This window comes from Neptunomonas sp. ABH4_499 (genome assembly GCF_056160565.1).
In genome coordinates, this window is the sequence record NZ_JBSWXK010000002.1 from 116,140 (window position 1) to 139,721 (window position 23,582).

Annotated in this window: 25 protein-coding genes; 18 read left to right on the forward strand and 7 right to left on the reverse strand. The window is 50.4% G+C overall.

The window, feature by feature from the left end; translation table 11 throughout:
* Positions 1-61 precede the first annotated feature (61 nt).
* On the reverse strand, positions 62-1,657 hold the full coding sequence (locus ACXAF9_RS02290; protein WP_475069827.1) for a cation:proton antiporter domain-containing protein: 1,596 nt from the start codon (positions 1,655-1,657) through the stop codon (positions 62-64).
* Between the two features lie 166 nt (positions 1,658-1,823).
* Between ACXAF9_RS02290 and ftsY the strand changes: the two genes are divergently transcribed.
* From ftsY to nadA, 14 genes are all read left to right on the forward strand, one after another.
* On the forward strand, positions 1,824-3,110 hold the full coding sequence (gene ftsY, locus ACXAF9_RS02295; protein WP_475069831.1) for a signal recognition particle-docking protein FtsY: 1,287 nt from the start codon (positions 1,824-1,826) through the stop codon (positions 3,108-3,110).
* Between the two features lie 26 nt (positions 3,111-3,136).
* Complete coding sequence (locus tag ACXAF9_RS02300) at positions 3,137-3,796, forward strand: YoaK family protein (protein WP_475069835.1); 660 nt, start codon at positions 3,137-3,139, stop codon at positions 3,794-3,796.
* Positions 3,797-3,889: 93 nt separating this feature from the next.
* On the forward strand, positions 3,890-4,531 hold the full coding sequence (gene ruvA, locus ACXAF9_RS02305; protein ID WP_475069839.1) for a Holliday junction branch migration protein RuvA: 642 nt from the start codon (positions 3,890-3,892) through the stop codon (positions 4,529-4,531).
* Between the two features lie 15 nt (positions 4,532-4,546).
* Positions 4,547-5,563 carry a Holliday junction branch migration DNA helicase RuvB gene (gene ruvB / locus ACXAF9_RS02310; RefSeq protein ID WP_475069842.1) on the forward strand — a complete coding sequence of 339 codons (1,017 nt, stop codon included), beginning with the start codon at positions 4,547-4,549 and terminating at the stop codon, positions 5,561-5,563.
* 106 nt (positions 5,564-5,669) lie between these two features.
* Positions 5,670-6,050, forward strand: a complete 381-nt coding sequence (locus tag ACXAF9_RS02315; RefSeq protein WP_475069844.1) for a TraR/DksA family transcriptional regulator — start codon at positions 5,670-5,672, stop codon at positions 6,048-6,050.
* Between the two features lie 271 nt (positions 6,051-6,321).
* Entirely contained in the window at positions 6,322-7,002 is a 681-nt protein-coding gene (gene tolQ / locus ACXAF9_RS02320; protein WP_475069846.1) for a protein TolQ, read from the forward strand.
* 39 nt (positions 7,003-7,041) lie between these two features.
* On the forward strand, positions 7,042-7,458 hold the full coding sequence (tolR, locus tag ACXAF9_RS02325; protein ID WP_475069849.1) for a protein TolR: 417 nt from the start codon (positions 7,042-7,044) through the stop codon (positions 7,456-7,458).
* Positions 7,459-7,465: 7 nt separating this feature from the next.
* Positions 7,466-8,632, forward strand: coding sequence for a cell envelope integrity protein TolA (gene tolA, locus ACXAF9_RS02330; RefSeq protein ID WP_475069852.1), 1,167 nt, complete (start codon positions 7,466-7,468; stop codon positions 8,630-8,632).
* A gap of 16 nt (positions 8,633-8,648) precedes the next feature.
* A complete protein-coding gene (tolB, locus tag ACXAF9_RS02335; RefSeq protein WP_475069856.1) occupies positions 8,649-9,935 on the forward strand; it encodes a Tol-Pal system beta propeller repeat protein TolB in 1,287 nt (428 codons plus the stop codon).
* A 66-nt stretch (positions 9,936-10,001) separates the two neighbouring features.
* Entirely contained in the window at positions 10,002-10,532 is a 531-nt protein-coding gene (gene pal, locus ACXAF9_RS02340) for a peptidoglycan-associated lipoprotein Pal (RefSeq protein ID WP_475069861.1), read from the forward strand.
* Between the two features lie 38 nt (positions 10,533-10,570).
* On the forward strand, positions 10,571-11,425 hold the full coding sequence (gene ybgF, locus ACXAF9_RS02345) for a tol-pal system protein YbgF (RefSeq protein ID WP_475069863.1): 855 nt from the start codon (positions 10,571-10,573) through the stop codon (positions 11,423-11,425).
* Between the two features lie 90 nt (positions 11,426-11,515).
* The gene (queC, locus tag ACXAF9_RS02350) at positions 11,516-12,196 is read left to right on the forward strand and encodes a 7-cyano-7-deazaguanine synthase QueC (RefSeq protein ID WP_475069866.1); all 681 of its coding nucleotides are present in this window, start codon (positions 11,516-11,518) and stop codon (positions 12,194-12,196) included.
* A 163-nt stretch (positions 12,197-12,359) separates the two neighbouring features.
* On the forward strand, positions 12,360-13,967 hold the full coding sequence (locus ACXAF9_RS02355) for an OpgD/OpgG family glucan biosynthesis protein (protein ID WP_475069868.1): 1,608 nt from the start codon (positions 12,360-12,362) through the stop codon (positions 13,965-13,967).
* 137 nt (positions 13,968-14,104) lie between these two features.
* Positions 14,105-15,157, forward strand: coding sequence for a quinolinate synthase NadA (nadA, locus tag ACXAF9_RS02360; protein WP_475069870.1), 1,053 nt, complete (start codon positions 14,105-14,107; stop codon positions 15,155-15,157).
* Between the two features lie 59 nt (positions 15,158-15,216).
* Here nadA and ACXAF9_RS02365 read toward each other — a convergent pair whose 3' ends face one another.
* Together ACXAF9_RS02365 and ACXAF9_RS02370 are read right to left on the reverse strand one after the other, a co-directional pair.
* Positions 15,217-16,077, reverse strand: coding sequence for a pirin family protein (locus ACXAF9_RS02365; RefSeq protein WP_475069872.1), 861 nt, complete (start codon positions 16,075-16,077; stop codon positions 15,217-15,219).
* The gene (locus ACXAF9_RS02370; protein ID WP_475069874.1) at positions 16,074-17,063 is read right to left on the reverse strand and encodes a glutathione S-transferase family protein; all 990 of its coding nucleotides are present in this window, start codon (positions 17,061-17,063) and stop codon (positions 16,074-16,076) included. Before ACXAF9_RS02370 ends, ACXAF9_RS02365 begins: the two co-directional genes overlap by 4 nt.
* 298 nt (positions 17,064-17,361) lie before the next feature.
* Here ACXAF9_RS02370 and ACXAF9_RS02375 point away from each other — a divergent pair, with 298 nt between their 5' ends.
* The 4 genes from ACXAF9_RS02375 (at position 17,362) to ACXAF9_RS02390 (ending at position 19,477) form a co-directional block, all read left to right on the forward strand.
* Complete coding sequence (locus ACXAF9_RS02375) at positions 17,362-18,270, forward strand: LysR family transcriptional regulator (RefSeq protein ID WP_475069876.1); 909 nt, start codon at positions 17,362-17,364, stop codon at positions 18,268-18,270.
* A gap of 116 nt (positions 18,271-18,386) precedes the next feature.
* Positions 18,387-18,587, forward strand: a complete 201-nt coding sequence (locus ACXAF9_RS02380; protein WP_475069879.1) for a Na+/H+ antiporter NhaA — start codon at positions 18,387-18,389, stop codon at positions 18,585-18,587.
* Complete coding sequence (locus ACXAF9_RS02385; protein ID WP_475069881.1) at positions 18,580-19,356, forward strand: Na+/H+ antiporter NhaA; 777 nt, start codon at positions 18,580-18,582, stop codon at positions 19,354-19,356. Before ACXAF9_RS02380 ends, ACXAF9_RS02385 begins: the two co-directional genes overlap by 8 nt.
* On the forward strand, positions 19,322-19,477 hold the full coding sequence (locus ACXAF9_RS02390) for a Na+/H+ antiporter NhaA (RefSeq protein WP_475069883.1): 156 nt from the start codon (positions 19,322-19,324) through the stop codon (positions 19,475-19,477). Before ACXAF9_RS02385 ends, ACXAF9_RS02390 begins: the two co-directional genes overlap by 35 nt.
* A 44-nt stretch (positions 19,478-19,521) precedes the next feature.
* Here ACXAF9_RS02390 and ACXAF9_RS02395 read toward each other — a convergent pair whose 3' ends face one another.
* From ACXAF9_RS02395 to ACXAF9_RS02410, 4 genes are all read right to left on the reverse strand, one after another.
* Positions 19,522-20,325, reverse strand: coding sequence for a metallophosphoesterase family protein (locus tag ACXAF9_RS02395; protein WP_475069885.1), 804 nt, complete (start codon positions 20,323-20,325; stop codon positions 19,522-19,524).
* Positions 20,322-21,254, reverse strand: a complete 933-nt coding sequence (locus ACXAF9_RS02400) for a diacylglycerol/lipid kinase family protein (protein WP_475069887.1) — start codon at positions 21,252-21,254, stop codon at positions 20,322-20,324. Before ACXAF9_RS02400 ends, ACXAF9_RS02395 begins: the two co-directional genes overlap by 4 nt.
* Before the next feature lie 46 nt (positions 21,255-21,300).
* Positions 21,301-22,128: an alpha/beta hydrolase gene (locus ACXAF9_RS02405; protein WP_475069889.1), complete on the reverse strand. Its 828-nt coding sequence runs from the start codon at positions 22,126-22,128 to the stop codon at positions 21,301-21,303.
* A gap of 116 nt (positions 22,129-22,244) precedes the next feature.
* The gene (locus ACXAF9_RS02410) at positions 22,245-23,564 is read right to left on the reverse strand and encodes an MFS transporter (protein ID WP_475069891.1); all 1,320 of its coding nucleotides are present in this window, start codon (positions 23,562-23,564) and stop codon (positions 22,245-22,247) included.
* Between the last annotated feature and the right edge of the window lie 18 nt (positions 23,565-23,582).

Genomic DNA, 23,582 nt, shown 5'->3' on the forward strand with positions numbered 1-23,582 from the left:
AACAAAGGGTTGTAAAAAAGGAGAGAAAGTTTTTGAACTTTTCTCCCCTTATTAGCTGGTCTTAGTTTTGTAGAGGGGCGCTTAAGTTAGGCGTCTCGCCAATCAGCATTAAGCTTTCTTCTGCGAAACCAATACCGGCCTCGGTGAAGAAGTTAAATACATTATCGATACCGGCATTTAATAAAGCTTCTCGCTCGTCTGGGTAGCGGGCAATCGCAGCAATTTTGCCTTGGTAATGCGCTTTATGAAGCTGGTGGGTAATGTTGGTGTTGTCCTCGATGGCTGGTAGTGCCAGCAGGACCAGTCGGATCGAGCGCAAATCAAACGATTCCCAAAGGTCGGCATCTTCACCGTCACCAAAGAATACGTTAAGCCCCTCTTTGCGGTAGCGCTCTACACGCTGACGATCCGCATCAAGGCCGATGACGCGCTTATCCACCATGTTTTGTAGTGCCTTAAACGAGCCGGTACCCACTCGACCCAATCCAATCACCAGGATTTCAGCATCCGGCGGTTGAACAAAGTAATCTTCCGGTAGACGCTTGGCGCTCTCGTATTTGCGGATAGTTTCTTTGAATTTAAGGTACAGTTGGTGGGCGTAGCGGTAAAAGATGCTCGTGATGACAAATGAGAAGGAGACCGCAAGGGCCAAAATAACCAGCCACTCTTTTGGTAGCCACTGTGACTCGACGCAAAGGGCTACAACGATTAAACCAAACTCACTGAAGTTGGACAGCGCAAGTGCGCCCAAAAACGAGGTGCGGCCACGCAGTTTGAAGCGGGTAAAGACGCCAAAAAACAGCACCATCTTGAAAATCAGCAAAAGGCTGATCAGCAAGGCGACACCAATCATGGACCAATTGGGTAGGGCGCTAAAGCCTATGGATAGGAAGAACCCGATCAAAAAAAGATCTTTAAAACTGAGTAGGGATTTGGTGAGCTCGGCCGCTTTGGAGTGGTGGCTTAACAGCATCCCCATGATAAGTGCGCCCAAGTCACCCTTTACGCCTAGGGCATAAAATAACTCGTAACCACCAATGGCCATGAAAAAACCAAACAGGGGCAACATTTCGCTGTGACCCACACGCTCTATTAAATGATTCAGTAGTGGTCTAATAAAGAGCAGGCCAAATAAGAGCAATGCCCAAACAGAGGGGAGTTTGCCTGTCGCAAATACTAGGAAGATAACCGCTGCGATATCCTGCATAACTAAGACGCCGATGGATATCTGTCCATGGCGGGTTTTCATCTCCCCGCTGTCTTCCAGCAGTTTTACAATGCACACCGTACTGCTGAAACTGAACGCAAACGCCAGCAATGCTGAGGTTTTAAGGTCGACTTCGGTAAAGTAGGGCATGCCAATGGTAGCAAGCACAAGAAACACACCCATCACCAAAAGGGTCCATATCCCCATATGAGAGATCGACGTTGCCCAAATCTCTTTCTTGATAAGATCGCCTACATGGAGTTTTAAGCCGATCGTAAATAGCATCAAGGTGATGCCCAGGTTGGCGAGTGTTTCTAGGCTATCGGTGGGCTTGAGCCCTAAATAGTTAAGCGCAAACCCAGCAATCAAAAAGCCAATTAGAGAGGGGAGTTGTATCAGCTTAACCAAATAGCCGCAGACAAAAGCGAAGAGAATCCAAATAAATTCCATAATTCGATCGTTTTTCCATATTAAAAGGCTATGAACCGGGTTTGAGATGGGTCGCTCTGTGATAAGATACGCGACTGCTAGATTATCCATCCTTCTGTTAGATACATAGCCTGTTTTTTTCGAGTATTTCAAGCGCTTATCGGCAGAATTTGTTTGAGGATTACCCATGTTTAAAAAACTGAAATCCATCTTCTCTTCGAATGAGGTTAAAGAGGAGAAACCGGATTCGGCTATATCCACCGAGGAAGCGGCGAAAGAAGCGCCGGCGCAGCCCGACCAATCGCATCAAGAGGAGGCTGCTCAATCCCCATACGAAACGCCCGTATCATCAGACCTTGATTCGAACAGAAGCGATGAGTCGCCATTAGAACCGGTGATCCAAGAAACGCCAGTAAACGAAGTCGTTGAAAAGGCCGCTGAGCCAGAAACGATTGAGGTGGTCGATGTGCCTGTTGAGCCAGAAGTGGCTGAGGCTGTTGAAGCTCAATTGCCTGAGACGATCGCGCCAGAGCCAGAGCCAGAGCCAGAAAAGAAAGGCATGTTTGCGCGTATTAAAGCCGGCCTTTCCCGTACCAAAGCGAATTTGAGCGAGCAGCTTGGCACGCTCTTTCTGGGCAAGAAAGAGATTGATGACGAGCTGCTTGAAGACATTGAAACTTTATTGCTGACTGCTGATGTAGGCGTTGAAGCAACCACTGAAATTATCGAGCGTCTTACCGCCAAGGTAGCCCGTAAGCAATTGGCTGATGCGCAAGCGCTGCACGAAGCGCTGAAAGCTGAATTAGCATCGCTGTTAGACGATGTAGAACAGCCGCTGGTTGTAAGCTCAGAAAACAAACCGTATGTGATCTTGATGGTTGGCGTAAACGGTGTTGGTAAAACCACCACCATTGGTAAGCTCACAAAACGCTTTCAAAGCGAAGGCAAGAGTGTCCTGCTGGCTGCGGGTGATACGTTCCGAGCGGCTGCCGTCGAGCAGCTGCAAGTCTGGGGTGAGCGCAACAATGTGCCTGTGATTGCCCAGCACACTGGCGCGGATTCGGCGTCTGTGTTGTTTGATGCGCTTAATGCCGCAAAATCACGTAATGCCGATGTCCTGATTGCTGATACCGCTGGCCGATTGCAAAACAAAGATAACCTCATGCAGGAGCTTGAAAAGGTGGTGCGCGTTATGCGCAAGATCGACCCATCGGCTCCGCACGAAGTAATGTTGGTGCTGGATGCAGGTACCGGCCAGAACGCCATGAGTCAAGCCAAGATCTTTGGTGAAGCGGTGGGTGTGACCGGTATTACCCTGACTAAGCTGGATGGCACCGCAAAAGGCGGTATTATCTTTGCCATCGCCAAGCAGCTTAAACTGCCAATCCGCTTTATCGGGGTGGGCGAGCAAGTGGATGATCTTCGTCCGTTTGAATCCAAAGAGTTTGTTAAAGCCCTGTTCGAGGACGCTTAACCTCCACATACTATAGGTGAAACAGATTGATCCAACGCTTACCAAAATGGGTTGAGTTTGGCGCCTTTCTGTTGGCTCTGGTGGCCGGTTACATCAATGTGATCGGTCTACTGGGGTTTGATCATCAATCGGTTTCACACCTATCTGGCTCGGCAACCTTGCTGGGCGCACGCCTCTCTGAAGGTGCTTTTAGTCCCGCGCTTCACTTGATGGGCGTTCTGCTCTCCTTCTTTATCGGTGCTTTAATTGCAGGTGCGCTTTTGCATGGAACAGCGCTTAAGCTTGGGCGGCATTACCAAACGGCGCTGCTTATCGAGGCTGCTCTGCTGTTTTTTGCTTATCTGTCTTTATCAAGTGATGTCTCGATGGGGCATTTCTTTGCATCGGCCGCGTGTGGTTTACAAAATGCACTTGCGACCACGTTCAGTGGGGCCATTGTTCGAACCACGCACGTTACCGGAATTTTTACGGATTTAGGTATCATGTTTGGTGCTTTATTGCGCGGTGAGCCCTTAGATAAGCGCAAGGCCAAGCTCTTTGTCTTGATTATTATGGGCTTTATCATCGGTGGGGTGCTTGGGGCTTGGTTGTTTGTGGCGATCCATTTTGATGCACTGATTTTGCCCATCGTGATCTGCGTTATTTTGGCTGGTGTCTATCATCTATACCAACGCTCTCGCGTTTAATTGAGCTCTTGAAAAAGAGATTTACTGTATGTTTATACAATTCTTTGCGGCTGGTGTATGATGCTGCAAATCTGTTTAACCTGAGGATGTGCTGTGATCGGTCGCTTAGTGGGTCAATTAGCTGAAAAACAACCGCCTGGCTTATTAGTTGATGTGAATGGGGTTGGCTACGAATTAGAAGCCTCTATGAACACGTGTTTCCAGTTGCCGGCGGTGGGCACTACCGTCACCTTGTATACCCATTTTGTTGTGCGTGAAGATGCTCAGCTGTTATACGGTTTTTATGACCGGCAGGAACGCACGGTGTTTCGGGCGTTGATTAAGGCGAACGGTGTTGGACCAAAGCTTGCGTTAGCCATCTTGTCGGGTATGAACTGTGATGAGTTAATCGCATGCATGCAGCGTGAAGATGCCGCAGCGCTTACGCGCATACCAGGTGTGGGTAAAAAGACGGCCGAGCGCCTGATTGTAGAGCTAAAAGATAAGCTTAAATTGATCCCAACCTCGGAACCTGCGGACTTCGAATTGTCTGGCGATGCGCTTCCAGGGGCAGTATCGGTCGGGCAGCGGACCGATCATTATCGCACCGAAGCCGAGAGCGCCTTGGTGGCACTTGGTTATAAACCTGCGATGGCTTCTAAAGCCATCCTTCAAGCTGAAAAACAATTAGATCAAGTAGATAGCAGCGAAAGCTTAATTCGTTTGGCACTTAAATCCATGGTTACAGGTGGCTAATAAAGGTATAGCTCGATGATTGAAACCGATCGCTTTATAGCACCGACCCCAGTGAGTAAAAACGAAGAGCAGATCGATCGCGCGATTCGTCCTAAACGCTTGTCCGATTACACAGGACAGCCCACGGTAAAAGAGCAGATGGAAATTTTTATCCATGCTGCTCGTAATCGTGGTGAAGCGCTAGACCATACTCTGATTTTTGGTCCACCGGGCTTGGGTAAAACCACCTTGGCCAACATCATCGCAAATGAAATGGATGGCGATATCAAGAGCACGTCAGGCCCTGCGCTTGAGAAAGCCGGTGATTTAGCAGCGTTATTAACCAATTTAGAAGCGGGCGACATCCTATTTATCGATGAGATACACCGCCTAAGCCCGCACGTAGAAGAGGTTCTCTATCCTGCGATGGAGGATTATCAACTCGATATTATGATTGGTGAGGGACCAGCGGCGAGATCCATTAAGTTGGACTTGCCCCCTTTTACCTTGGTGGGTGCGACAACACGGGCGGGTTCGCTTACATCGCCACTTCGTGATCGATTCGGTATTGTGCAGCGCCTTGAGTTTTACAATATCGAAGACCTTACCAAAATCGTAATACGCTCTGCGACCTTGTCCGGTACGGAAATTGATGAAGCGGGTGCTCAGGAAGTTGCTAAACGCAGCCGCGGGACTCCTCGTATCGCTAACCGTTTATTGCGTCGTGCGCGTGATTACGCCGAGGTCAAAGGTGATGGCTCGATAACACGTGATATGGCTGACTTGGCGTTGAACATGTTGAGTGTCGATGAGCGCGGCTTTGATCACATGGACCGACGCTTATTATTGGTAATGATCGAGAAGTTCTCGGGTGGCCCAGTCGGTATTGATAACCTTGCCGCGGCCATCAGTGAGGAGCGGGACACAATAGAAGATGTCCTAGAGCCTTATCTTATCCAGCAGGGCTACATCATGCGTACACCACGCGGGCGTGTAGTAACCGATCATGCGTACGTGCATTTTGGGGTTAATCCACCTAGCTCCGACGAATGAGTGATTGCAATACGCATTGAAAAAGTGTGTGTTTTGTTGATGAGGCTCATGTCTTTGAGCCTTGTCTCTCGTTATGCTTCTTGTACTTTTAGAAATGAGAAGCGTTATGTCTCCGCAATTTACGCATCGGCGCCTTAAAGCCTTTCGCCAAGAAATAGAAGAATTACTGGAAAGCTTGCTCGATGAGCTTAAGCCTCGCGAGGTGTACTCACGCGAAGTGGATCGCAGCGAAGTCAACGACCGAGCCGAAGAGGCCGACCGAGATTGGGCCTCATTGCTGACCCGTGCCGATCTTAACCGTCAGCTAACCGAGATTAAAGCGTGTCATGAAGCACTGTCGAGGCTGGATTCGGGGCACTACGGTGAGTGCATTGAGTGTGGCGAATCCATCGAATTAAACCGCCTCAATGCAAACCCGGTGACCCTTCGCTGCTTAGTGTGTCAGGCGGAGTTTGAGAAAGAAAACTCGCACACGCACACCGCTTAAACGGCTTACCTTCCGGCGAAAATATATTTTCTTTGGAGGTGCCTTGTCATCTTGTATAAATTTACGCGCCTGATATTGTGTGCCACTCAAACACGGAGTTAGCAAGGGCGCGCACCCATCCTTATGCTGCCTGTTTTATGGCATGTGCAATCAGAAATCGATTGCCCCTGATGAACTTTTGTTCGCCCCTAGACTCCTATCACTAATGGTTTTTGGCGCATGGCCAATGGAAGTTGTTCTCCGAGATTCGGAGTTGTTGTGGAGATAGATTGTGGGTGAAGAACTCTCGATTTGGAGTCTGGTCGTCAATGCCAGCCTGGTCGTTCAGATTGTTATGGCGATCTTGGTTGCCGCTTCTTTTATTTCCTGGGTACTTATTTTTCAACGTGTCTCAGTTTACCGTCGAGCTCAACGAAAGTTACGCTCATTCGAGGACCGCTTCTGGTCGGGTGTCGATCTAGGTCAGCTTTATCGTGAACTCAGTGACAGTGCGGATGCCGAAGATGGCGCAGAGCATATCTTTTGCTCGGGCCTAAAAGAATACACCCGCATGACTCAGCAAAAGAACTATGACCCAGATGCGGTGATGGATGCGGTTCAGCGCAGCATGCGTGTTGCGATTGCTCGCGAAGAGGAAAAGCTCGACCAGCATCTGCCGTTTTTGGCAACCGTTGGTTCGACCAGCCCTTACATCGGTCTTTTTGGTACCGTATGGGGGATTATGAATTCATTCCGTGGTTTAGCTAACGTCCATCAAGCGACCTTGGCATCCGTTGCGCCGGGTATCTCTGAAGCCTTGGTGGCGACCGCGATTGGTTTGTTTGCGGCGATCCCTGCTGTTGTAGCGTATAACCGTTTCTCGGCTCGCTCCGAAACCTTACTAAGCAATTACGAAACGTTTGCAGAAGAGTTTTCGTCCATTTTGCATCGCCGTATTCACTCTCCGCTGTAAGGGGAGTGTGAAGATGAGCAGCAGAAAAGGTGGTGCAGTATGGTAAGACGTCAACGACAAAAGCGTAAACTCAACGCCGATATCAACGTCGTCCCTTATATTGACGTAATGATGGTGCTGTTAGTGATCTTTATGATAACAGCGCCTATGTTAACGCAAGGGGTGAATGTGGACTTACCGCAGGCCTCGGCTGACCCCGTTGATCAGCAAAACCAAGAGCCTGTGATCGTTACCGTGGATCGTGAAGGGGTGTTCTACATGAACATCGGCGGGGAGGAAAGCGACCCGTTGGAGCGTGAAGTGGTTTTCGAGCGTTTGCAGAAAATCCTAAACGAAACGCCTAACCAGCTTTTATTGGTGCGCGGCGATAAAAACGTTAATTATGACAAAGTCGTCGATCTGATGGCGCTGATGCAACAAGCCGGTGCTGCCAGCGTTGGGTTGGTAACGGAATAGGTTAATCGTGGGTATTCGCAGTTATATCTTACCAACCGCATTAGCCTTATTGGTTCACGTTGCCATCGCGTTGCTGTTGATCCCCCATTGGATTGGTGATTGGGAAGACCCACGTCAAACCCCGCGTCACATTCAAGCGACCATGGTGGATTTGAACAGCTTGGCGCAAGTCAAAGCCAACGAGCAGCAAATAGCCGAACAAAAACGAGAAGCGGCACAGAAAAAAGCGGAGCAAGAACGTCTAGCGGCCGAGCAAGAAGCGAAGGAGAAAGCCGAAGAAGAGCAACGTCTTGAAGATCAGCGTCAAAAAGAGCAAGAAGCCAAAGCCGCCGCTGAACAGAAAAAGGCCGAGCAAGTGCTAAAAGAGAAACAGGCGGCGGAACAAAAGGCGAAAGAAGAAGCCAAAGCGCTGGCCGAAAAACAGGCGAAAGAAGCATCAGAAAAGCAGCGATTAAAAGAGCTTGAGCAAGCCAAAATTAAGAAGCAAGCAGTGGATGCGTGTGTAGCTCAAGTGAAAGAGGCTAAGTTAGATAGCCAAACCGAAAAATCGCTGATTGATGGCTGTGCAACCAAGATGGACGCCACCAAAGAGGCGTTAGCCAAAGCGAAAGCTGAGCAAAAACAGAAAGCCCTAGCGGATGCGGCAAAACAGAAAGCGGCTGAAGACGCCAAGCAAAAAGCCGCGGCAGATCAGAAAAAAGCGGCCCAAGAAAAAGCCGAGCGTGAAAAGCGTTTAGCGAAGCAAAAAGCCGACGCTGAGAAAAAACGTAAAGCTGAAGAAGCCAAGCGCATCGCTGAAGAAAAAGCCGTAGCTGAAGCCAAGCAGAAAGCGGCTGCTGAATCGCGTCGTCAGGCAGCACGTGAAGCTGCAGAAAAAACGGTTGCGTCCTTTGCTGCCTATTTTCAAAATGAGTTAGATAAAAAGTGGATTCGTCCAGCAACCGCACGTAACGGTATGGAAGCAGTAGTCGAAGTTAGGCTTTTCCCATCGGGTGAAGTGGACAGTGTTTCTGTGTTGAAAAGCAGTGGTGATGCTGGATTTGATCGCTCTGCTGAAAACGCTGTATTTAGAGCCGCACCTTTCGCGTTGGCTAAGCAAATCGACCCAGTGGTGTTTGATCGCGAATTAAGACGAATTCGGGTAACCTTCCGACCCGAAGGTTTAAGATGGTAATTTGAAGGTGAACAGAATGAAACAGTGGTTATTTGGTATCTGTCTGGCTCTGGCCTCTTTGGCGGCGCAGGCTGACCTATCTGTCGAAGTCACACAAGGGGTGGATGGTGCAACACCCATCGCGGTAGTGCCCTTCAAAGCCAACAGCGTTGTGCTGAGTGAAGACGTTTCTAAAATCATCTCCGATGATTTGGGGCGAAGCGGCTTTTTCAAAACGATGGATCGAGCCAATATGCTCGGGACACCCTCGCAGCGCAGCGAAGTGTTTTTCCGTGACTGGCGCGTATCGGGCAATGACTACATTGTGATCGGTCATATGGACCCGGGTGCTAACGGTCAGGTACAGGCCACGGTTGAGTTGTACGATGTGCTTAAAGAACAGCGCGTTTGGGGTGAGACGGTTTCTGGCAGTGCCGATAATCTGCGTGATGTGGCGCACTACCTAGCGGATCAGGTCTTCGAAAAGATCACCGGTCTTAAAGGTGCCTTCTCGACGCGTATTGTTTATGTGACGTCCGAAATGAAAGGGCCTAACAACTTTAGCTATAAATTGATCATGTCGGACTCGGACGGTGCGCGTCCACGTACGATTTTGCAATCTAAAGAACCTATTCTGTCGCCGGCTTGGTCTCAAGATGGTAGCAAGCTTGCGTATGTCTCTTTCGAGAGCACACGCCCAGCCATCTACATACAGCACCTTGCAACCGGTAAGCGCCAGAAGGTGCAGTCTTTTAAAGGGCTGAACGGCTCTCCGGCATGGTCGCCGGATGGCAATAAACTGGCGTTGGTTTTGTCGAAAGATGGCAACCCAGAGATCTACGTTTTAACACTGGCGACCGGCCAACTGGATCGAATGACCCATCATTATGGCATCGATACTGAACCAACCTGGTCACCTGATGGTCAATCTCTACTGTTCACATCGGATCGTGGCGGATTGCCTCAAATCTACTCTTTGAATTTGCCGACCCGTGAGCTTAAACGCTTAACGTACGACGGTAAGTACAATAGTCGTGGACGCCTAACCCAAGATGGCCGCTTTTTAACGATGGTGCATCAAGATGGTCAAGGCTTCCACATAGCGGTACAAGATTTGAAAACGAATCGATTGGATGTACTGACGAATTCCTCATTGGACGAGTCACCAACCATCGCCCCGAACGGCAGTATTATACTGTACGCAACCAAAAAAGGTGGTAAAGGGGTGTTGGCGGGTGTGTCACTGGATGGACGAGTGCGCTTTGTCATGCCGAACACGCAAGGTGAAGTGCGAGAACCTGCTTGGTCTCCTTACTTGCAATAATCCTTTTCAATGAGTAAGTTAACCTAAAACACAAGGTAGTAAACCTTATTTTTATCAGGAGTTATCATGCGCGCATCTCAAGCTTTTAAAGCACTTACCCTAGCGGCCTCTGTTGCTTGGATCGTGGGTTGTAGTTCACCTAACACGGTTTCAGAAGAGGGTACCGCAGGTGCTGGCTCACAATCCGGTGCAGACGTTTACGGCGCTGGAAATGGTGCGGGTGTAAACGGTTCTTCAATGGGCGGCGACATCGATGTTGCTAACCTGAAAACAATCTTCTACTTCGATTTCGACGAAGCTTCTGTACGCGGCGACAGCGTTGCTGATTTAGAAGCTCATGCTCAGTACTTGGCGTCACACCCAAGCGCTGCTGTGCGTCTGGAAGGCCATGCGGATGAGCGCGGTACGCGTGAATACAACATGGCACTGGGCGAGCGTCGTGCTAAGGCGATCGAGCGTTTCTTGACCATCAATGGTGTTGCAGCCTCTCAGGTTGAAACCATCAGCTACGGTGAAGAGAAACCAGTGGTAATGGGTTCTAGTGATTCCTCTTGGGCTCAGAACCGTCGAGTAGAACTGAAATACACTTCTCGCTAATGAAAAAGACCAAAGCGTGGATCCTCTCCGCAGCTTTGATGACCGGGGCGTATGCCTCGGTCACTTTCGCTGAGGACGTCCAAGTCATTCAAGTGAATCCTGGCAGTTCCGATTTAGGGGCTGGTCGTATTCCTTCCCAAAGCAGTCAATTGCTGATCACTGTTCAACAGCTTCAAGATGAAGTGCGCCGTTTGCGTGGCCAAGTTGAATCTCAGCAGTTCACGATTGATCGATTAGAAAACCAACAGAAAGAGCGCTATCGCGATCTGGACCGTCGTATCAGTGAGTTGATGCGATCCTCGGCTGATCCGTTAAGCCTCGACCCTGATAATCCGAATGCGGATTTGGGTATCGGTGGCGCTGCGCTGTCAGATACAAATCCAGATTCGGCTTCAGACCCAGATGCTACGGGTGACGAGCTGCCAAAAGACCCAGCGGTTGATTCGGCCGATGCGCCAAGTCAAAGTCTGGATCAACAAGGTTCGGCAGCAGAATCCGATACCTCGGGCGGTCAAGCCGCAGCCGCGGTGGATGATAAAGCGGATTACCAAGCGGCCTTTGATCTGGTTCGCCAGCGTCAATTCCCGCAGGCGATTATAGACTTTAACGCCTTCGTGACCCGTTACCCGCAAAGCGCGCGGATTCCAAATGCGCATTATTGGTTGGGTGAGCTGTACTTAGCCACCAACGATTTGGAAAAATCCGAATCAGAATTCCAAAATGTGGTGCAAAATTACCCAGACAGCTTGAAAGCCTCGGATGCGCTTTATAAGTTGGGTATACTGTACAAACAGAAAGGGGATACTGCGAAATCCTTTGCGTTTATGGAGCGTGTTGTTAAAGAGTATCCGGAAAGCTCTGCAGCTCGTTTGGCCGAAAGCGCGTTACAGTAAAATCGCACCCCAAGTTACGCAAGCTTCATCAGGCGGTTTTTACCGCCTGTTTTCGTTTACAGCCTACCACGAAGAGAAAAGGTAAAGATCATGAGTACTGCTAAGCCTAAAGCCGTTGTTTTATTGTCCGGTGGATTGGATTCGGCAACAGCCCTGGCCATGGCGAAAGATCAGGGGTTCGAATGTTATGTGTTGAGCTTTGATTACGGCCAGCGCTCCCTGACAGAACTTAATGCAGCACGTAAAGTGGCTTCTCAGTTAGACGCTAAAGAGCATCGAGTGATCCGTCTGCATCTTGAGGATTTTGGTGGCTCGGCGTTAACCGACCACAGCATTGAAGTACCGGATGAGGAGACCAGCGGCATTCCCGTGACCTATGTGCCTGCACGTAATACGGTATTTTTGTCATTGGCACTGGGCTGGGCCGAGGTACTTGTTGCGGATGCGATCTTTATCGGTGTCAACGCTGTTGATTACTCGGGCTACCCAGATTGCCGTCCTGAGTTTATCGAAGCTTTCGAGAAAATGGCGAATCTAGCCACCGCAACGGGTGTCAGTGGTCATCCTATCAAAATCCACACGCCATTGATGAAGCTCACCAAAGCGGACATCATCCGTGAAGGGCATCGCTTGGGCATCGACTATTCCGATACGATTTCCTGCTACCAGGCCAACGATGAGGGACTCGCGTGCGGCGTTTGTGACAGCTGTCGCTTACGTGCCAAAGGTTTTGTGGATGCAGGCGTTGCCGATCAAACCCTTTATGAATAAGGGTTTGTCCGCAAAGTAACCGTCAAAACTTTGCTAAATGGCTTTATCCAAAGTGGGTTAACGCCTTTGTGTTAACCCCTTTTAAAAATCGCTAACCGTTTTTTTGAACCAATGGTAGATTGGCGTTTCAAACGATGACATTCATTGGGAAACACGCTCTGCTATGGAATTTTCTAGGCTGCTTCATCAAACGGTTATCACCTCTGCGCTCACCTTTTCGGCGCTGCTTTCTTCCTCTTCTGTTTTTGCCTACGACGTTGAGCTGGAACCGAAAAAAGGCCAGTCCTTCGACTATGCATGGATCAAAGGCCAAGCCCGTACGCTAGCGGCTGAGCCTTACAAAGCATTTGATGAGGAATTGCCTTGGACCATTCGTGATCTGAGTTGGGATGATTACCAAGAGCTGCGTTACAAAAAAGACAAAGCCCTTTGGTCCAAAGATGATTCGGCATTCCGCACAGAGTTTTTCCACTTAGGCTTGTTCTTTAAAGCGCCTGTGCAGATGGCAGAGGTGATCGATGGCAAGGTGAAACCGATCCGTTACAGCACCTCTAATTTTGATTATGGGGATTCGGGGGTAAAAGGGCGTCAATTACCCTCGGACTTAGGGTTTGCCGGCTTCCGAATGCAGTTCCAAACGGACTGGAGTCGTGATGTGGTCGCTTTTTTAGGGGCCAGTTACTTTAGAGCCGTTGGTAAAGAGATGCAGTACGGCTTGTCGGCACGTGGCTTAGCTGTCGATACCGCGTTGCCAAGGGCGGAAGAGTTCCCGATGTTCACGCATTTTTGGCTCGAAAAACCCGCTAAGGGCAGTGATACCACAACCGTCTATGCCTTGCTGGACTCGCCAAGTGTCACCGGTGCTTATCGCTTTGATATTCAACTAGGCCCGCGCTTGACGATGCGGGTGGATGCGGCGCTCTATCCGCGTAAGGACATTGAACGCTTGGGTGTAGCCCCGCTGACCAGTATGTACATGGTGGGCGAGAATGATAAGCGCATGGCTTATGACTGGCGTCCTGAGATCCATGACTCCGATGGTTTAGCCATGCTGACCGGCAGTGGTGAGTGGATTTGGCGTCCGCTGAATAACCCACGTTATCTGCGCTTTAATGCGTTTGCAGACAATAATCCGAAAGGTTTTGGTTTGATGCAGCGTGACCGCGATTTTGATCATTACCAAGATGATGGCGTCTTTTACGAGAAGCGACCTAGCCTTTGGGTTGAGCCCATCGGTGATTGGGGTAAAGGCTCGGTGCAGTTGGTCGAGATCCCAACGGTGGATGAGACCTTCGATAACATAGTTGCCTTCTGGAACCCCGAAGAGCCCGTTAAAGCCGGAAACGAGCTGTTATACAGCTATAAACTGCATTGGGGCGGCGAGCCACCTTACGGACCGACCAAGGCTACCGTGGTGGATACCTTTACAGGGCTTGGTGGTGTCATTGGCCAGAAGCGCAAATATTTCAGTAAACGCTTTGTGATCGACTTTGCTGGCGGCAGCTTGCCCATGCTGGGTAAGGATGTTGAAGTGAAACCAGTGATCACCACGTCCTCTGGCCGTGTTGAGATCACCTCGGCTCGTCCGCAGCATTCGGTCGATGGCTACCGAGCCATGTTTGATCTGGTACCGCCTAAAGATTCCAGCGAGCCGATTAACTTGCGCGTCTACCTTGAGGCAGATGGGCATCCACTGACCGAAACATGGATCTACCAGTGGACGCCGCCACCAGAAGCGGAGCAGGGCCTCTACAACGCAGGCCACCTTTAAGCGGATCTTCTACAACCTAAGGTAACTTAACCCTTTCAAAGCCCTCACTCGATTCACTCGGTGGGGGCTTTCTAATTACAGCGCCGGTTTCCGTGGTATAATTGCCGAAGTATTATAATGATTGGCAAAGAACCCGTATGTTAAGCAAAGAGCAAATTTCTGATCGTATTCTGGTTCAGGAACATTTCGCGCAAGAACACTTGCCGCAAGAGATGGATCAGGCCGAAATCGACCGTTATAAGGATCGAATCAAAGCCCTCCTTAAAGAGAAAAACGCCGTTCTTGTAGCGCATTATTACACCGACGCCATCGTACAAGAGATAGCCGAGGAGACCGGCGGCTGCATCTCTGACTCGTTAGAAATGGCACGTTTTGGTACCACACGTCCCGAGCAAACCTTAGTCGTTGCGGGCGTAAAGTTTATGGGCGAAACCGCCAAGATTCTTAACCCAGAAAAACGCATTTTGATGCCAACCTTAGAAGCGACTTGCTCTTTGGATATTGGCTGTCCTATCGAAGAGTTTTCCGCGTTTTGCGATCAACACCCAGATCACGAAGTAGTCGTGTATGCCAATACCTCTGCAGCGGTAAAAGCGCGCGCGGATTGGGTAGTGACCTCCAGCATTGCGCTCAAAGTGGCCGAGCACTTGGCCGATGAAGGTAAGAAGATCATCTGGGCGCCGGATAAGCACTTAGGTGATTATGTGCGCCGTGAAACGGGCATCGACATGTTGATGTGGGATGGCTCGTGCATCGTACACGAAGAGTTTAAAGCCAAAGGCATTCTGGATATGAAAAAAGTCTATCCAGATGCGGCTGTGTTGGTTCACCCAGAATCCCCTGAATCTGTTGTTGAGATCGCCGATGCGGTGGGTTCGACCACGCAGTTGATCAAAGCCGCAGCAGAGCTGCCTAACAAGCAGTTTATCGTGGCGACCGACCGTGGCATCTTCTACAAAATGCAGCAAGCGGCACCGGATAAAAGCTTTATTGAAGCGCCAACGGGTGGCAGCGGTGCTACGTGCCGAAGCTGTGCACACTGTCCTTGGATGGCGATGAATGGCCTAGACAACATTGTGTCGGCGCTCGAAACCGGTGGAGGTGAGGTGTTTGTGGATGATTCTTTAATTGAAGATGCCCGCAAACCACTGCAAAGAATGCTGGATTTTTCGGCGAGCTTGCCGAAATAGAATAGGCTTTAGTTAGTTTTCTAACTCGCCGGGCTATTGCCCGGCTTTTTTTGGTCTGCTCAGTCGGTCAGAGTTCCGGCCTGATAGTCACGAATCGCTTGCTCGACCTCATCCATGGTGTTCATCACAAAGGGGCCATACTGAGCGATAGGTTGCTTAATTGGCTTGCCAGAGAGCACCAGTGCACGTCCGCCTTGCTCGCCTCCTTTTAAGCTAAGCGTACCCTCATCGGTAAGCACCGACGCCGTATGATGCGCAACGGTTTCTTCCTTATCGCTGATCACCAATACATCGCCTTCAAAGGGGTAAACAACCGAGTGATACCCATCCTTTAGTGGGATCTCGATGGTTTCACCTTTTGGGATGCTTACGTCCACGTACAAAGGGTCAACGGTGATGTCGGCGATTGGGCCGTCTAAGGTATCGCCCTCTAGGTTTAAAGAACCTGCGATCACTTTAACCCAAACCCCATTGTCGAGGGTTTCGGTCGGTATCTGCTCCGCTGGGATGTCTTGATAATACGCAGGTTTTAGCTTCTCATCGGCGGGCAGGTTAACCCATAACTGAAAACCGCGCATAAGGCCGTCGGTCAGTTGCGGGCGCTCCTCATGGATGACACCACGACCGGCGGTCATCCACTGCACACCACCGGATTTCAAGTCGCCTTCATTGCCCATATGGTCACGGTGGATCATATGGCCATCAATCATATAGGTCACGGTTTCAAAGCCACGGTGTGGGTGTGGCGGGAACCCGGCAATGTAATCATCCGGATTAAGGGATGAGAAGGCATCCAGCATTAAAAACGGGTCAACACGTGCGTGTTGGTTGCGGCCGATACTGCGTTTTAACTTAACACCTGCGCCATCCTGACTGTCAACGGCCGGTATTAAGCGTGCTACTTTGCGTTGTGCGCTCATAATTCACCTCGGTTGTGTGGCTCGGTAAAGTCCACCGCAGGCCCAACTGGAACCACCTGAGTTGGGTTGATCATGGTATGGCTGGTGTAATAGTGTGTTTTGATGTGATCAAAATTCACGGTCTTGGCGATCGAGCCCATCTGATAGATCTCTTTGATGTAGTTAAAGAGGTTGGGGTAATCGATCATGCGTCTGCGGTTGCACTTAAAGTGACCGTGATACACCTCATCGAACCGGATCAGGGTTGTAAAGAGTCGCACATCGGCCTCGGTGAACGCATCACCGGTGAGGTAACGATGGGTGCTCAGAATCGACTCCACTCGATCCAGCGCGTTAAACAATGGATCTACCGCTTGCTCGTACGCGGATTGCTCCGTCGCAAAGCCAGATTTATAAACGCCATTGTTAATGTCGTCATAAATCCAATCATTAAGATCGTCGATTTTGCCCTGTAATGCGTGCGGGTATAAATCGAGTTCGGCTTTATCTTTCGCAATCAGATCATTAAACGCAGAATTGAGCATGCGGATGATCTCCGCGGATTCATTGCTGACGATCTGTTGCGTGTGTTTATCGAATAACACAGGCACAGTGACGCGCCCTGTGAAATCCGGCTTACACGCGGCATACAGTTGGTGCAGGTACTGATGTTTGAAAAGTGGATCTCCCGTTGCACCTTCAAAATCGCTCTCAAATGACCAACCGTACTCGCCCATAAAGGGGTGAGCCACACTCACATCAATGAAAGACTCAAGGCCTTTGAGTGTTCTGACGATGAGGGTTCGGTGTGCCCAAGGGCAGGCGAGGGATACATACAGGTGGTAGCGGTCTTTTTCGGCTTTAAAGCCGTCAGTACCACTGACTCCTGCTGATCCGTCGCGGGTAACCCAATTGCGGAAGGAGGCGGTGTCCCGGACGAACTTGCCGCCTGTTGTTTCAGTGTCGTACCACTGATCCTTCCATTGGCCGTTTACCAGTAAACCCATTGTTGATACCTCCTACTGCTTTTAAGTCTTGCGAGAGTGCACAACGTGCACCCTTTAAAACATGTCGTGCGGTTTATACCAGCGCTTTAATCGCTTCTTTGGCTTGTGCTGTCGCACCTGCGGCTTGCTCTTCACCCATGTTCAGGCCTTCGGCGTACACAGTTTCGATGTCGGTGTGTCTTAATCTTGGAATCCATTATAGATTGATGAAAAAGATTAAAAATCGGGAAAATATGCGCTTTAATATCGAAAAAATAGATAACAACGACAACTGTCGATCAATTACTTAGGAGCCAACATGAATGTCACGCTGGAGCAGTGGGCAGCGTTAATCGCCGTGGTCGAGCAAGGGGGATATGCTCAGGCAGCCGAGTTTATGAACAAAAGCCAGTCGTCGGTAAGCTACGCGATTCAAAAGTTGGAGACGCAATTAAACGTCCGCGTTTTTACCATTTCGGGACGTAAGGCTACGCTGACATCGGCCGGTGAAACCCTTTATCGCCGAGCTACCGCCTTAATCCAAGAAGCCGAACAGATCGAATCCGTGGCAGAGCAGTTTGCCTCCGGCTGGGAGCCCGAAATTGCTGTCGCGATGGACTCCTTGTATCCGCAGTGCTTAATGCTCGACATCATGGATCGTTTTATCGAAACAAGTCCTATGACGCGTATCGAATGGCGCGAAACCGTACTCAGTGGCAGCGAAGATGCACTTATCAGCCGCTCGGCCGACTTAGTGATTGGTGGACGTGTCCCCCCAGGTTTTTTAGGCGAACCATTAATGAACGTGACGCTTAGGGCTGTAGCCGCACCGGATCACCCGCTGCACCATCTGGATCGGGAGCTTAACCTGCATGACCTTCGTTTTCATCGCCAGTTGGTGGTGATGGATTCAGGAAAAGGGGGCTTAAACCGCGGTTGGCTTGGCGCGCAAAAGCGCTTAACCGTCTCGCACATTGGTTTGTCGATTCAGGCCGCGATTGCGGGGATGGGGTACGCCTGGCTTCCTGTTGGGAAGATCCGCGAAGAGTTAGCGGATGGACGGTTAAAACCGCTGCCATTAGAAGCGGGCGGTGAGCGTACCGAGCAGCTGTACCTGATCTACAGTGATCAGGATTACTCCGGCCCTGCCACTCGTCAGTTAGGTCAACTGATCAAAGATCGCACAGTCGTGTTCATCGATGAATGTGAAGCGATGAACATGTGCTAAGCCTTTTTAGATGCCCACCGGAACTTTTTGATCGACAAAGCGGCTAATAAAGGAGATTAGCCGCTAAAAGGAGAAGTACCGTGGGCATCATCAGCTTAGTAGGGTGGATGAGTTAAATGGATAAAACACCCGAATCAACTCCGGATTGCGATATAAGACCACCCCTTGAGCAATCCTTCTCGCGTTTTGTACAACAACCCTTTTCGAAATTTGTTAAAAGCCAAACCACCGGTGCTGTCCTACTGCTTGGGGCAACACTTGCTGCACTCATCATCGCCAACTCGCCTTGGGCAACGGTTTACGAGCAGGTTGTCTAAGGTAAACCCCAGTCTCAAAGTCTTTCTCGTAGCGTTGGCGATTGTCGATGACATCGGCGCTGTGATTGTGATCGCGCTCTTTTATACAGATCAAATCCTCTGGAATTACTTAGCCGGTGCTGCCATCTGTTTATTGAGTTTGGTGCTGGTGAATCGATTGGGCATTCGCGGGCCGTTTTTCTATGTGGTGTTTTCGTTAGGGCTTTGGTTTTGTGTGATGCATTCTGGTGTTCACGCGACCATGGCGGGTGTGCTTGCTGCATTGGACATCCCGGTAAGGCCTAAGGTGCATCCGGGGTATTTGGCCAAAGTGATGCACTCGGTGGCGGGCAAAATCGATGAGCGCCTTGCCAGTGATGCCCCACGGGATAAGCGTGGTATTTTAGGCGATGCGCAGAAGGGTTCAGTGCTGGAGGCGATCCAGAGAAAAGCGAGATTGACGTGGACGCCTTTGCGCATCTGGGAGAACCTACTGGACAGACCGGTAAGCTTGTTGGTGATCCCCCTGTTTGCGTTTTTGAACGCGGGCACCACGGTAAATCAAGACGCGTTCGCCTCAATGATTGATGCCAACATTGCGTGGGGTGTGTTCTTTGGTTTGGTGGTGGGCAATCCGCTTGGTATCTTTACCTTTACGTGGGTAATCGTGAAGCTTGGCATTGGTCAGCTAAACAAAAACCTACGTTTTAAGGAGATTTTTGGCTTAGCACTCTTGGCTGGAATTGGGCTTTACCATGTCGATGTTTATCGCGGTATTAAGCTTTGGTGAAGGCGGTCAATCCCTGTTGGATGCGAAGCTGTCTGTGATGCTGGCAACGGTTGTTGCAGGCGTCTTAGGTTATCTGTGGCTACGTTTTGTTGCACCGTTTAATCCTGATTGTCATGCCTGATAAGTGGTGTTAAATCCGTTAGCTAATTAGTTGATATAAAAAGATTAGTTAACGGTTTCTCGTGTCCATCCATGCTCTGTGCGTTTAAAGTGCTGTTGGGAGTGCGAGGCGAAGTGCTCCCCGTTCCATTCAAACAATTCAATCACCAGATGATCTCGATTGCCTGTGATGCGGTTAAAGCTGTTGGGTTGATCAGGCAGTAAGCGGTCGGAAAGCGTCGTCCCGGCGTGGGAGATAATCACGCCTTTGACCACTTCAGCGTATGCCATGTGCACGTGACCGCTCATGATCATATCCAAGCCTGCCGCTGAAAACTCTTCCAGTGCCTCGTCTCGTGAACCAATTAGGCGACGAAACTCGTAAGTAGCGGGCAGCCAGAATGGGTGGTGGGCGACTAAAAAGCGTAATTGGTGCTCATCGGCGGCATCGACCTTGGTGTGCACATCGGCAATTTGACCATCGTTGATTCGACCTCGGGACCAATCCATATACCAGCCCATGCGACGTGCCGTGTTTTTCCCGATCGCAAGGTAATCATCGGTACTGAGTGTTGGTTCAAGTTCGGCATTCACATAACGTCGCCATTTGCGCCATGGGTAGATAAACCGTTCGATTAAGCGGTGCGCTGATAAATCATGGTTACCCGGCACAATGAAACACGGCGCTGGCAGTGAATCCCGAAACTCATTAAATGCGGTAAATTCTGAATGCTTGGCCCGTTGGGTTAAATCCCCACTGATGATGACCCGCTCGGGTTGCAGTTCGTGTAGGGCCTCGGTCAGGCCATTGATCACTTTTGGGACTTCTCGACCAAAATGGACATCCGATAAGTGCACCAAGTTGATCATGCGGCGGCCTCCGTCGTTCGGGTGTTGGGTTTAATCACATGTAAACGGTTTGGGATGATCTTGATATCAAAGGGCGGGCTCATGGTGTGCAGCTCACCATCGATCATCACTTTCATCTCTCGTTTACCGCGTATAGTAAGCGTGGCGTGGTCGGTCTCGATGTTGATCAAGTCCGGGTCATCTTTCCATGTGCCATTGATAAACTTTAAAACGAGTCGCGGTAGCGTCCAAAGGCTGCGGCTTTTGGTGATGTACACGCCTAACAGGCCATCGTTTAAACCAAAGCGCTCTGGGATAAGCCCCATCGAATCCCCTAAAGGATTATTGCTGATGGAAAGGGCGCGTGTGCGGGTGTAGATCTCGCTGTCTTGGGTTCTGAGCGTGAGTCGAAACGGTGGGTATACAAACATGCTGCGTACGGTTTCGATGGCTACGCGTGGCCAACGAATCCAACCCGGCAATCGGCGCAGGGATTCGCGCTTTTCAGTTAAGCGGGTGGATAAGCCGATGTTAGCGATGCAAAAGAAAGGCTCATCATTCAGGAGGGCCACATCGATGTAATCGGGCAGCCCTTCGATAAGCTGGTGGATGGCACGGTCGAGCTCCAAAGACATCCCCAAATCGCGGGCCAGCAAGTTCATAGTGCCACCTGGGATGACCCCCAAAGGTTTGGACGTATCTTTAAGCATCTTGGCCGTGGAGATCACAGTACCATCACCACCGGCGGCCCATACCTCATTAAACTCATCGCTGGTGATGCGGGATTTAATGGCGTCGAGCTTGTCGGGGTTAAACTGGATCGGGGTCACGGCAATGTTGGCGTAATCCGCGACCTGACTTTGCAAAAAGGACTCAAAATCCATCCCATCGTTTTGTAACAAAGTACCGGCCGATGGGTTGTAGATCACCGCTATGTTGCGCATATCCATGAAGAAATCCTTTCAGATCATTATGATACTTACTAAGAGTGACCCACTATTGGGCGCTCTTGTTCCCTGAAATCTGGCGCTGGCTCTCTTCTAATTGGGATAAGTAGGCGGTGACATCATCGTACACTGGGCCCATAAACCGCAGCGGCGCACCAAGCGTGGCCACCACTTTTACGTGGTCTAAATCCTTGGGTAGTTGAAGAGTTACGGGTACACCGTGCTCCTCTAAGGCTTTCGCAAAGCGTTTGGAATGTTTGGGTAACACCCGATCATCCTTAGCACCGTGGATGATCAAGCTCGGTGGCATATCGTGAGTAACACTCAATACCGGGTTGGCTTTGTTATCCGTCACATTCGGGAAGACGGGTTTTACCTCGGGGTCATCCAATGGAAGATCATAGGGCCCCGCTAACCCGATAAAACCCACTAATGGCAGTGTAACGCCCGCATTTGTTAGTCGATCTGGCTGCGTGGCGAGTAATGCAGCCGTGTGCGCCCCAGATGAGTGGCCGACTAAGATCATGCCTTGGTTTGGTGTAAAGCCAGTCAGTGTGCTGTTGTGCTCAATAAAGGCGATGGCGTTGGCAATGTCATCGACAAAGGCGGGGTAGGTCACTTCTGGGTACAGGCGGTAGTCGGCGATCATCACGGGGTAGCCCAACCGGGTGAAAGCTTGGGCGACAAAGGCATACTCATCGCGATTTCCCATCTTCCACGCGCCACCGTAAACAAACACAACAAGGGGCTTATCGATGGTTTTGGTGTCGGGTAGGTACAGGTCGAGCTGTTGGCGAGGGTCTTCACCAAAAGCATAAGTGTTGGAGTTGTAACTGCCAGAGGGGGTAAAAAAGTTGAGGACATCAACGGGCTTCATAAGGCTGCACCCTGTAACAACGCCGAGTAAAAGAGTAGCTAACATAGAGCGCCACAGCCATCGAACACGAGGGCTTGTTTGGGGTTTCGCGTTCGATGATTGGGCTGTGGGCATGGTTAACTCTCTTTCTCGACGTCCGGTAACGTGTGGCCAAGCAGCGCCCCAACTGCGCCAAGACATGACAGCGCTAAAATGAGTTCGGGGATGCTCAGAACGGTAGATAACGTACCCGACAAGCCCATGATCAACAGAATGATCCCGATCATGGTATTACTGACAGATACATAGTCTGTACGCTTATTCCCCTCGGCTAGATTAACCACATAGGTTTTTCGGCCAATGCGAACGCCTTGGTGGGCAATGCTCAGCACAAAATACACCGCAGGCAGCAGCCAGATGGTCTTGAACCACTCCGCATTGATCAGATCAATCGCAAACACCACCACGCCCAGCAGAGTTACAATGACGGCCGAATAGATCATCACATTGCGGCTAGAGGCATCGGCAAAACGCCCCCAAAACGGGGCGGACAGTAAACTGGCCGCGCCATCGGCCAAGACAAACATACCCAACAGATAAGCGGGGGAACCTAACGAGTCCTGCGCCAGCGCAACATAGTAGGGGGCGGTCAGGGCAGAGCAGAGCAGCAAGGCCCGAATGAAAACAAACTTGCGAAACGGCTTATCGGTTTTAAGGATAGAGATGCGTTTAAGCCCCTCGATAAAGCCGCTTTTGCCGCCATCCGTTTCACCGGGAAACTCTTTAATACGGGCAAACGCAAGTCCGCCTAAAATCCAGAACACACCGGCTGCGGCCAACATGGCGCCGTAGATGGCGGCGGTAAAATCCTCCTTCGGGGTAAAGATGAGGACAGCGCCATACCCTAAGGTGATTAACCCCGCCACGCTGGCTGACCAGCCTGTGACCTTGCCGCGCTGAGTTTTAGGGATGGTTTTACCCAACACATCTTTAGAGGCCACCGAGCTTAAACCGCGTGCCAAACTGAAGACGACCAACAAGCCAATGATGGCCCAACCTCCGGCGGCACCTTCCATCGTCCATGCAACAAACCCCATCGCCCCCATCGACAGCGCCTGCAGTACGCTACCAGCGACCCAAACCCATTTGCGGATCTCCATCTTGCGGATGTAACCGGCAATCACCAATTGCGGAATCATCGAACCGGATTCCCGAATGGGGACTAAAAAACCAAGCAAATAAAGTGGTGTGCCAATGGTTTGCATAATCCAGGGCAGCACGATTTTGGGGTTGGATACGGCATCGCCGAGTTTAGAAAAGAAGTTAGCGATGATGGTTAACAAAAAGTTGCCGGGGATTTCTTGGCAGGCTTTCTCGTCGATGGCTTTGCACGCGCGGGCGTCTTCCTCTTCGATCAGCTTGTGGTGCAGATCCTTAGCCAGAGATCCTTGGGTCATGATGCGTCCTTAATCTTG

Bases quoted from the DNA above. Each gene is read 5' to 3' on its own strand.
- ACXAF9_RS02290 (WP_475069827.1), bottom strand. From the start codon at position 1,657: ATGGAATTTATTTGGATTCTCTTCGCTTTTGTCTGCGGCTATTTGGTT.
- ftsY (WP_475069831.1), top strand. From the start codon at position 1,824: ATGTTTAAAAAACTGAAATCCATCTTCTCTTCGAATGAGGTTAAAGAG.
- ruvB (WP_475069842.1), top strand. From the start codon at position 4,547: ATGATTGAAACCGATCGCTTTATAGCACCGACCCCAGTGAGTAAAAAC.
- ACXAF9_RS02315 (WP_475069844.1), top strand. From the start codon at position 5,670: ATGTCTCCGCAATTTACGCATCGGCGCCTTAAAGCCTTTCGCCAAGAA.
- tolR (WP_475069849.1), top strand. From the start codon at position 7,042: ATGGTAAGACGTCAACGACAAAAGCGTAAACTCAACGCCGATATCAAC.
- tolB (WP_475069856.1), top strand. From the start codon at position 8,649: ATGAAACAGTGGTTATTTGGTATCTGTCTGGCTCTGGCCTCTTTGGCG.
- pal (WP_475069861.1), top strand. From the start codon at position 10,002: ATGCGCGCATCTCAAGCTTTTAAAGCACTTACCCTAGCGGCCTCTGTT.
- ybgF (WP_475069863.1), top strand. From the start codon at position 10,571: ATGACCGGGGCGTATGCCTCGGTCACTTTCGCTGAGGACGTCCAAGTC.
- queC (WP_475069866.1), top strand. From the start codon at position 11,516: ATGAGTACTGCTAAGCCTAAAGCCGTTGTTTTATTGTCCGGTGGATTG.
- ACXAF9_RS02355 (WP_475069868.1), top strand. From the start codon at position 12,360: ATGGAATTTTCTAGGCTGCTTCATCAAACGGTTATCACCTCTGCGCTC.
- nadA (WP_475069870.1), top strand. From the start codon at position 14,105: ATGTTAAGCAAAGAGCAAATTTCTGATCGTATTCTGGTTCAGGAACAT.
- ACXAF9_RS02365 (WP_475069872.1), bottom strand. From the start codon at position 16,077: ATGAGCGCACAACGCAAAGTAGCACGCTTAATACCGGCCGTTGACAGT.
- ACXAF9_RS02370 (WP_475069874.1), bottom strand. From the start codon at position 17,063: ATGGGTTTACTGGTAAACGGCCAATGGAAGGATCAGTGGTACGACACT.
- ACXAF9_RS02375 (WP_475069876.1), top strand. From the start codon at position 17,362: ATGAATGTCACGCTGGAGCAGTGGGCAGCGTTAATCGCCGTGGTCGAG.
- ACXAF9_RS02380 (WP_475069879.1), top strand. From the start codon at position 18,387: ATGGATAAAACACCCGAATCAACTCCGGATTGCGATATAAGACCACCC.
- ACXAF9_RS02390 (WP_475069883.1), top strand. From the start codon at position 19,322: ATGTCGATGTTTATCGCGGTATTAAGCTTTGGTGAAGGCGGTCAATCC.
- ACXAF9_RS02395 (WP_475069885.1), bottom strand. From the start codon at position 20,325: ATGATCAACTTGGTGCACTTATCGGATGTCCATTTTGGTCGAGAAGTC.
- ACXAF9_RS02400 (WP_475069887.1), bottom strand. From the start codon at position 21,254: ATGGATATGCGCAACATAGCGGTGATCTACAACCCATCGGCCGGTACT.
- ACXAF9_RS02405 (WP_475069889.1), bottom strand. From the start codon at position 22,128: ATGAAGCCCGTTGATGTCCTCAACTTTTTTACCCCCTCTGGCAGTTAC.
- ACXAF9_RS02410 (WP_475069891.1), bottom strand. From the start codon at position 23,564: ATGACCCAAGGATCTCTGGCTAAGGATCTGCACCACAAGCTGATCGAA.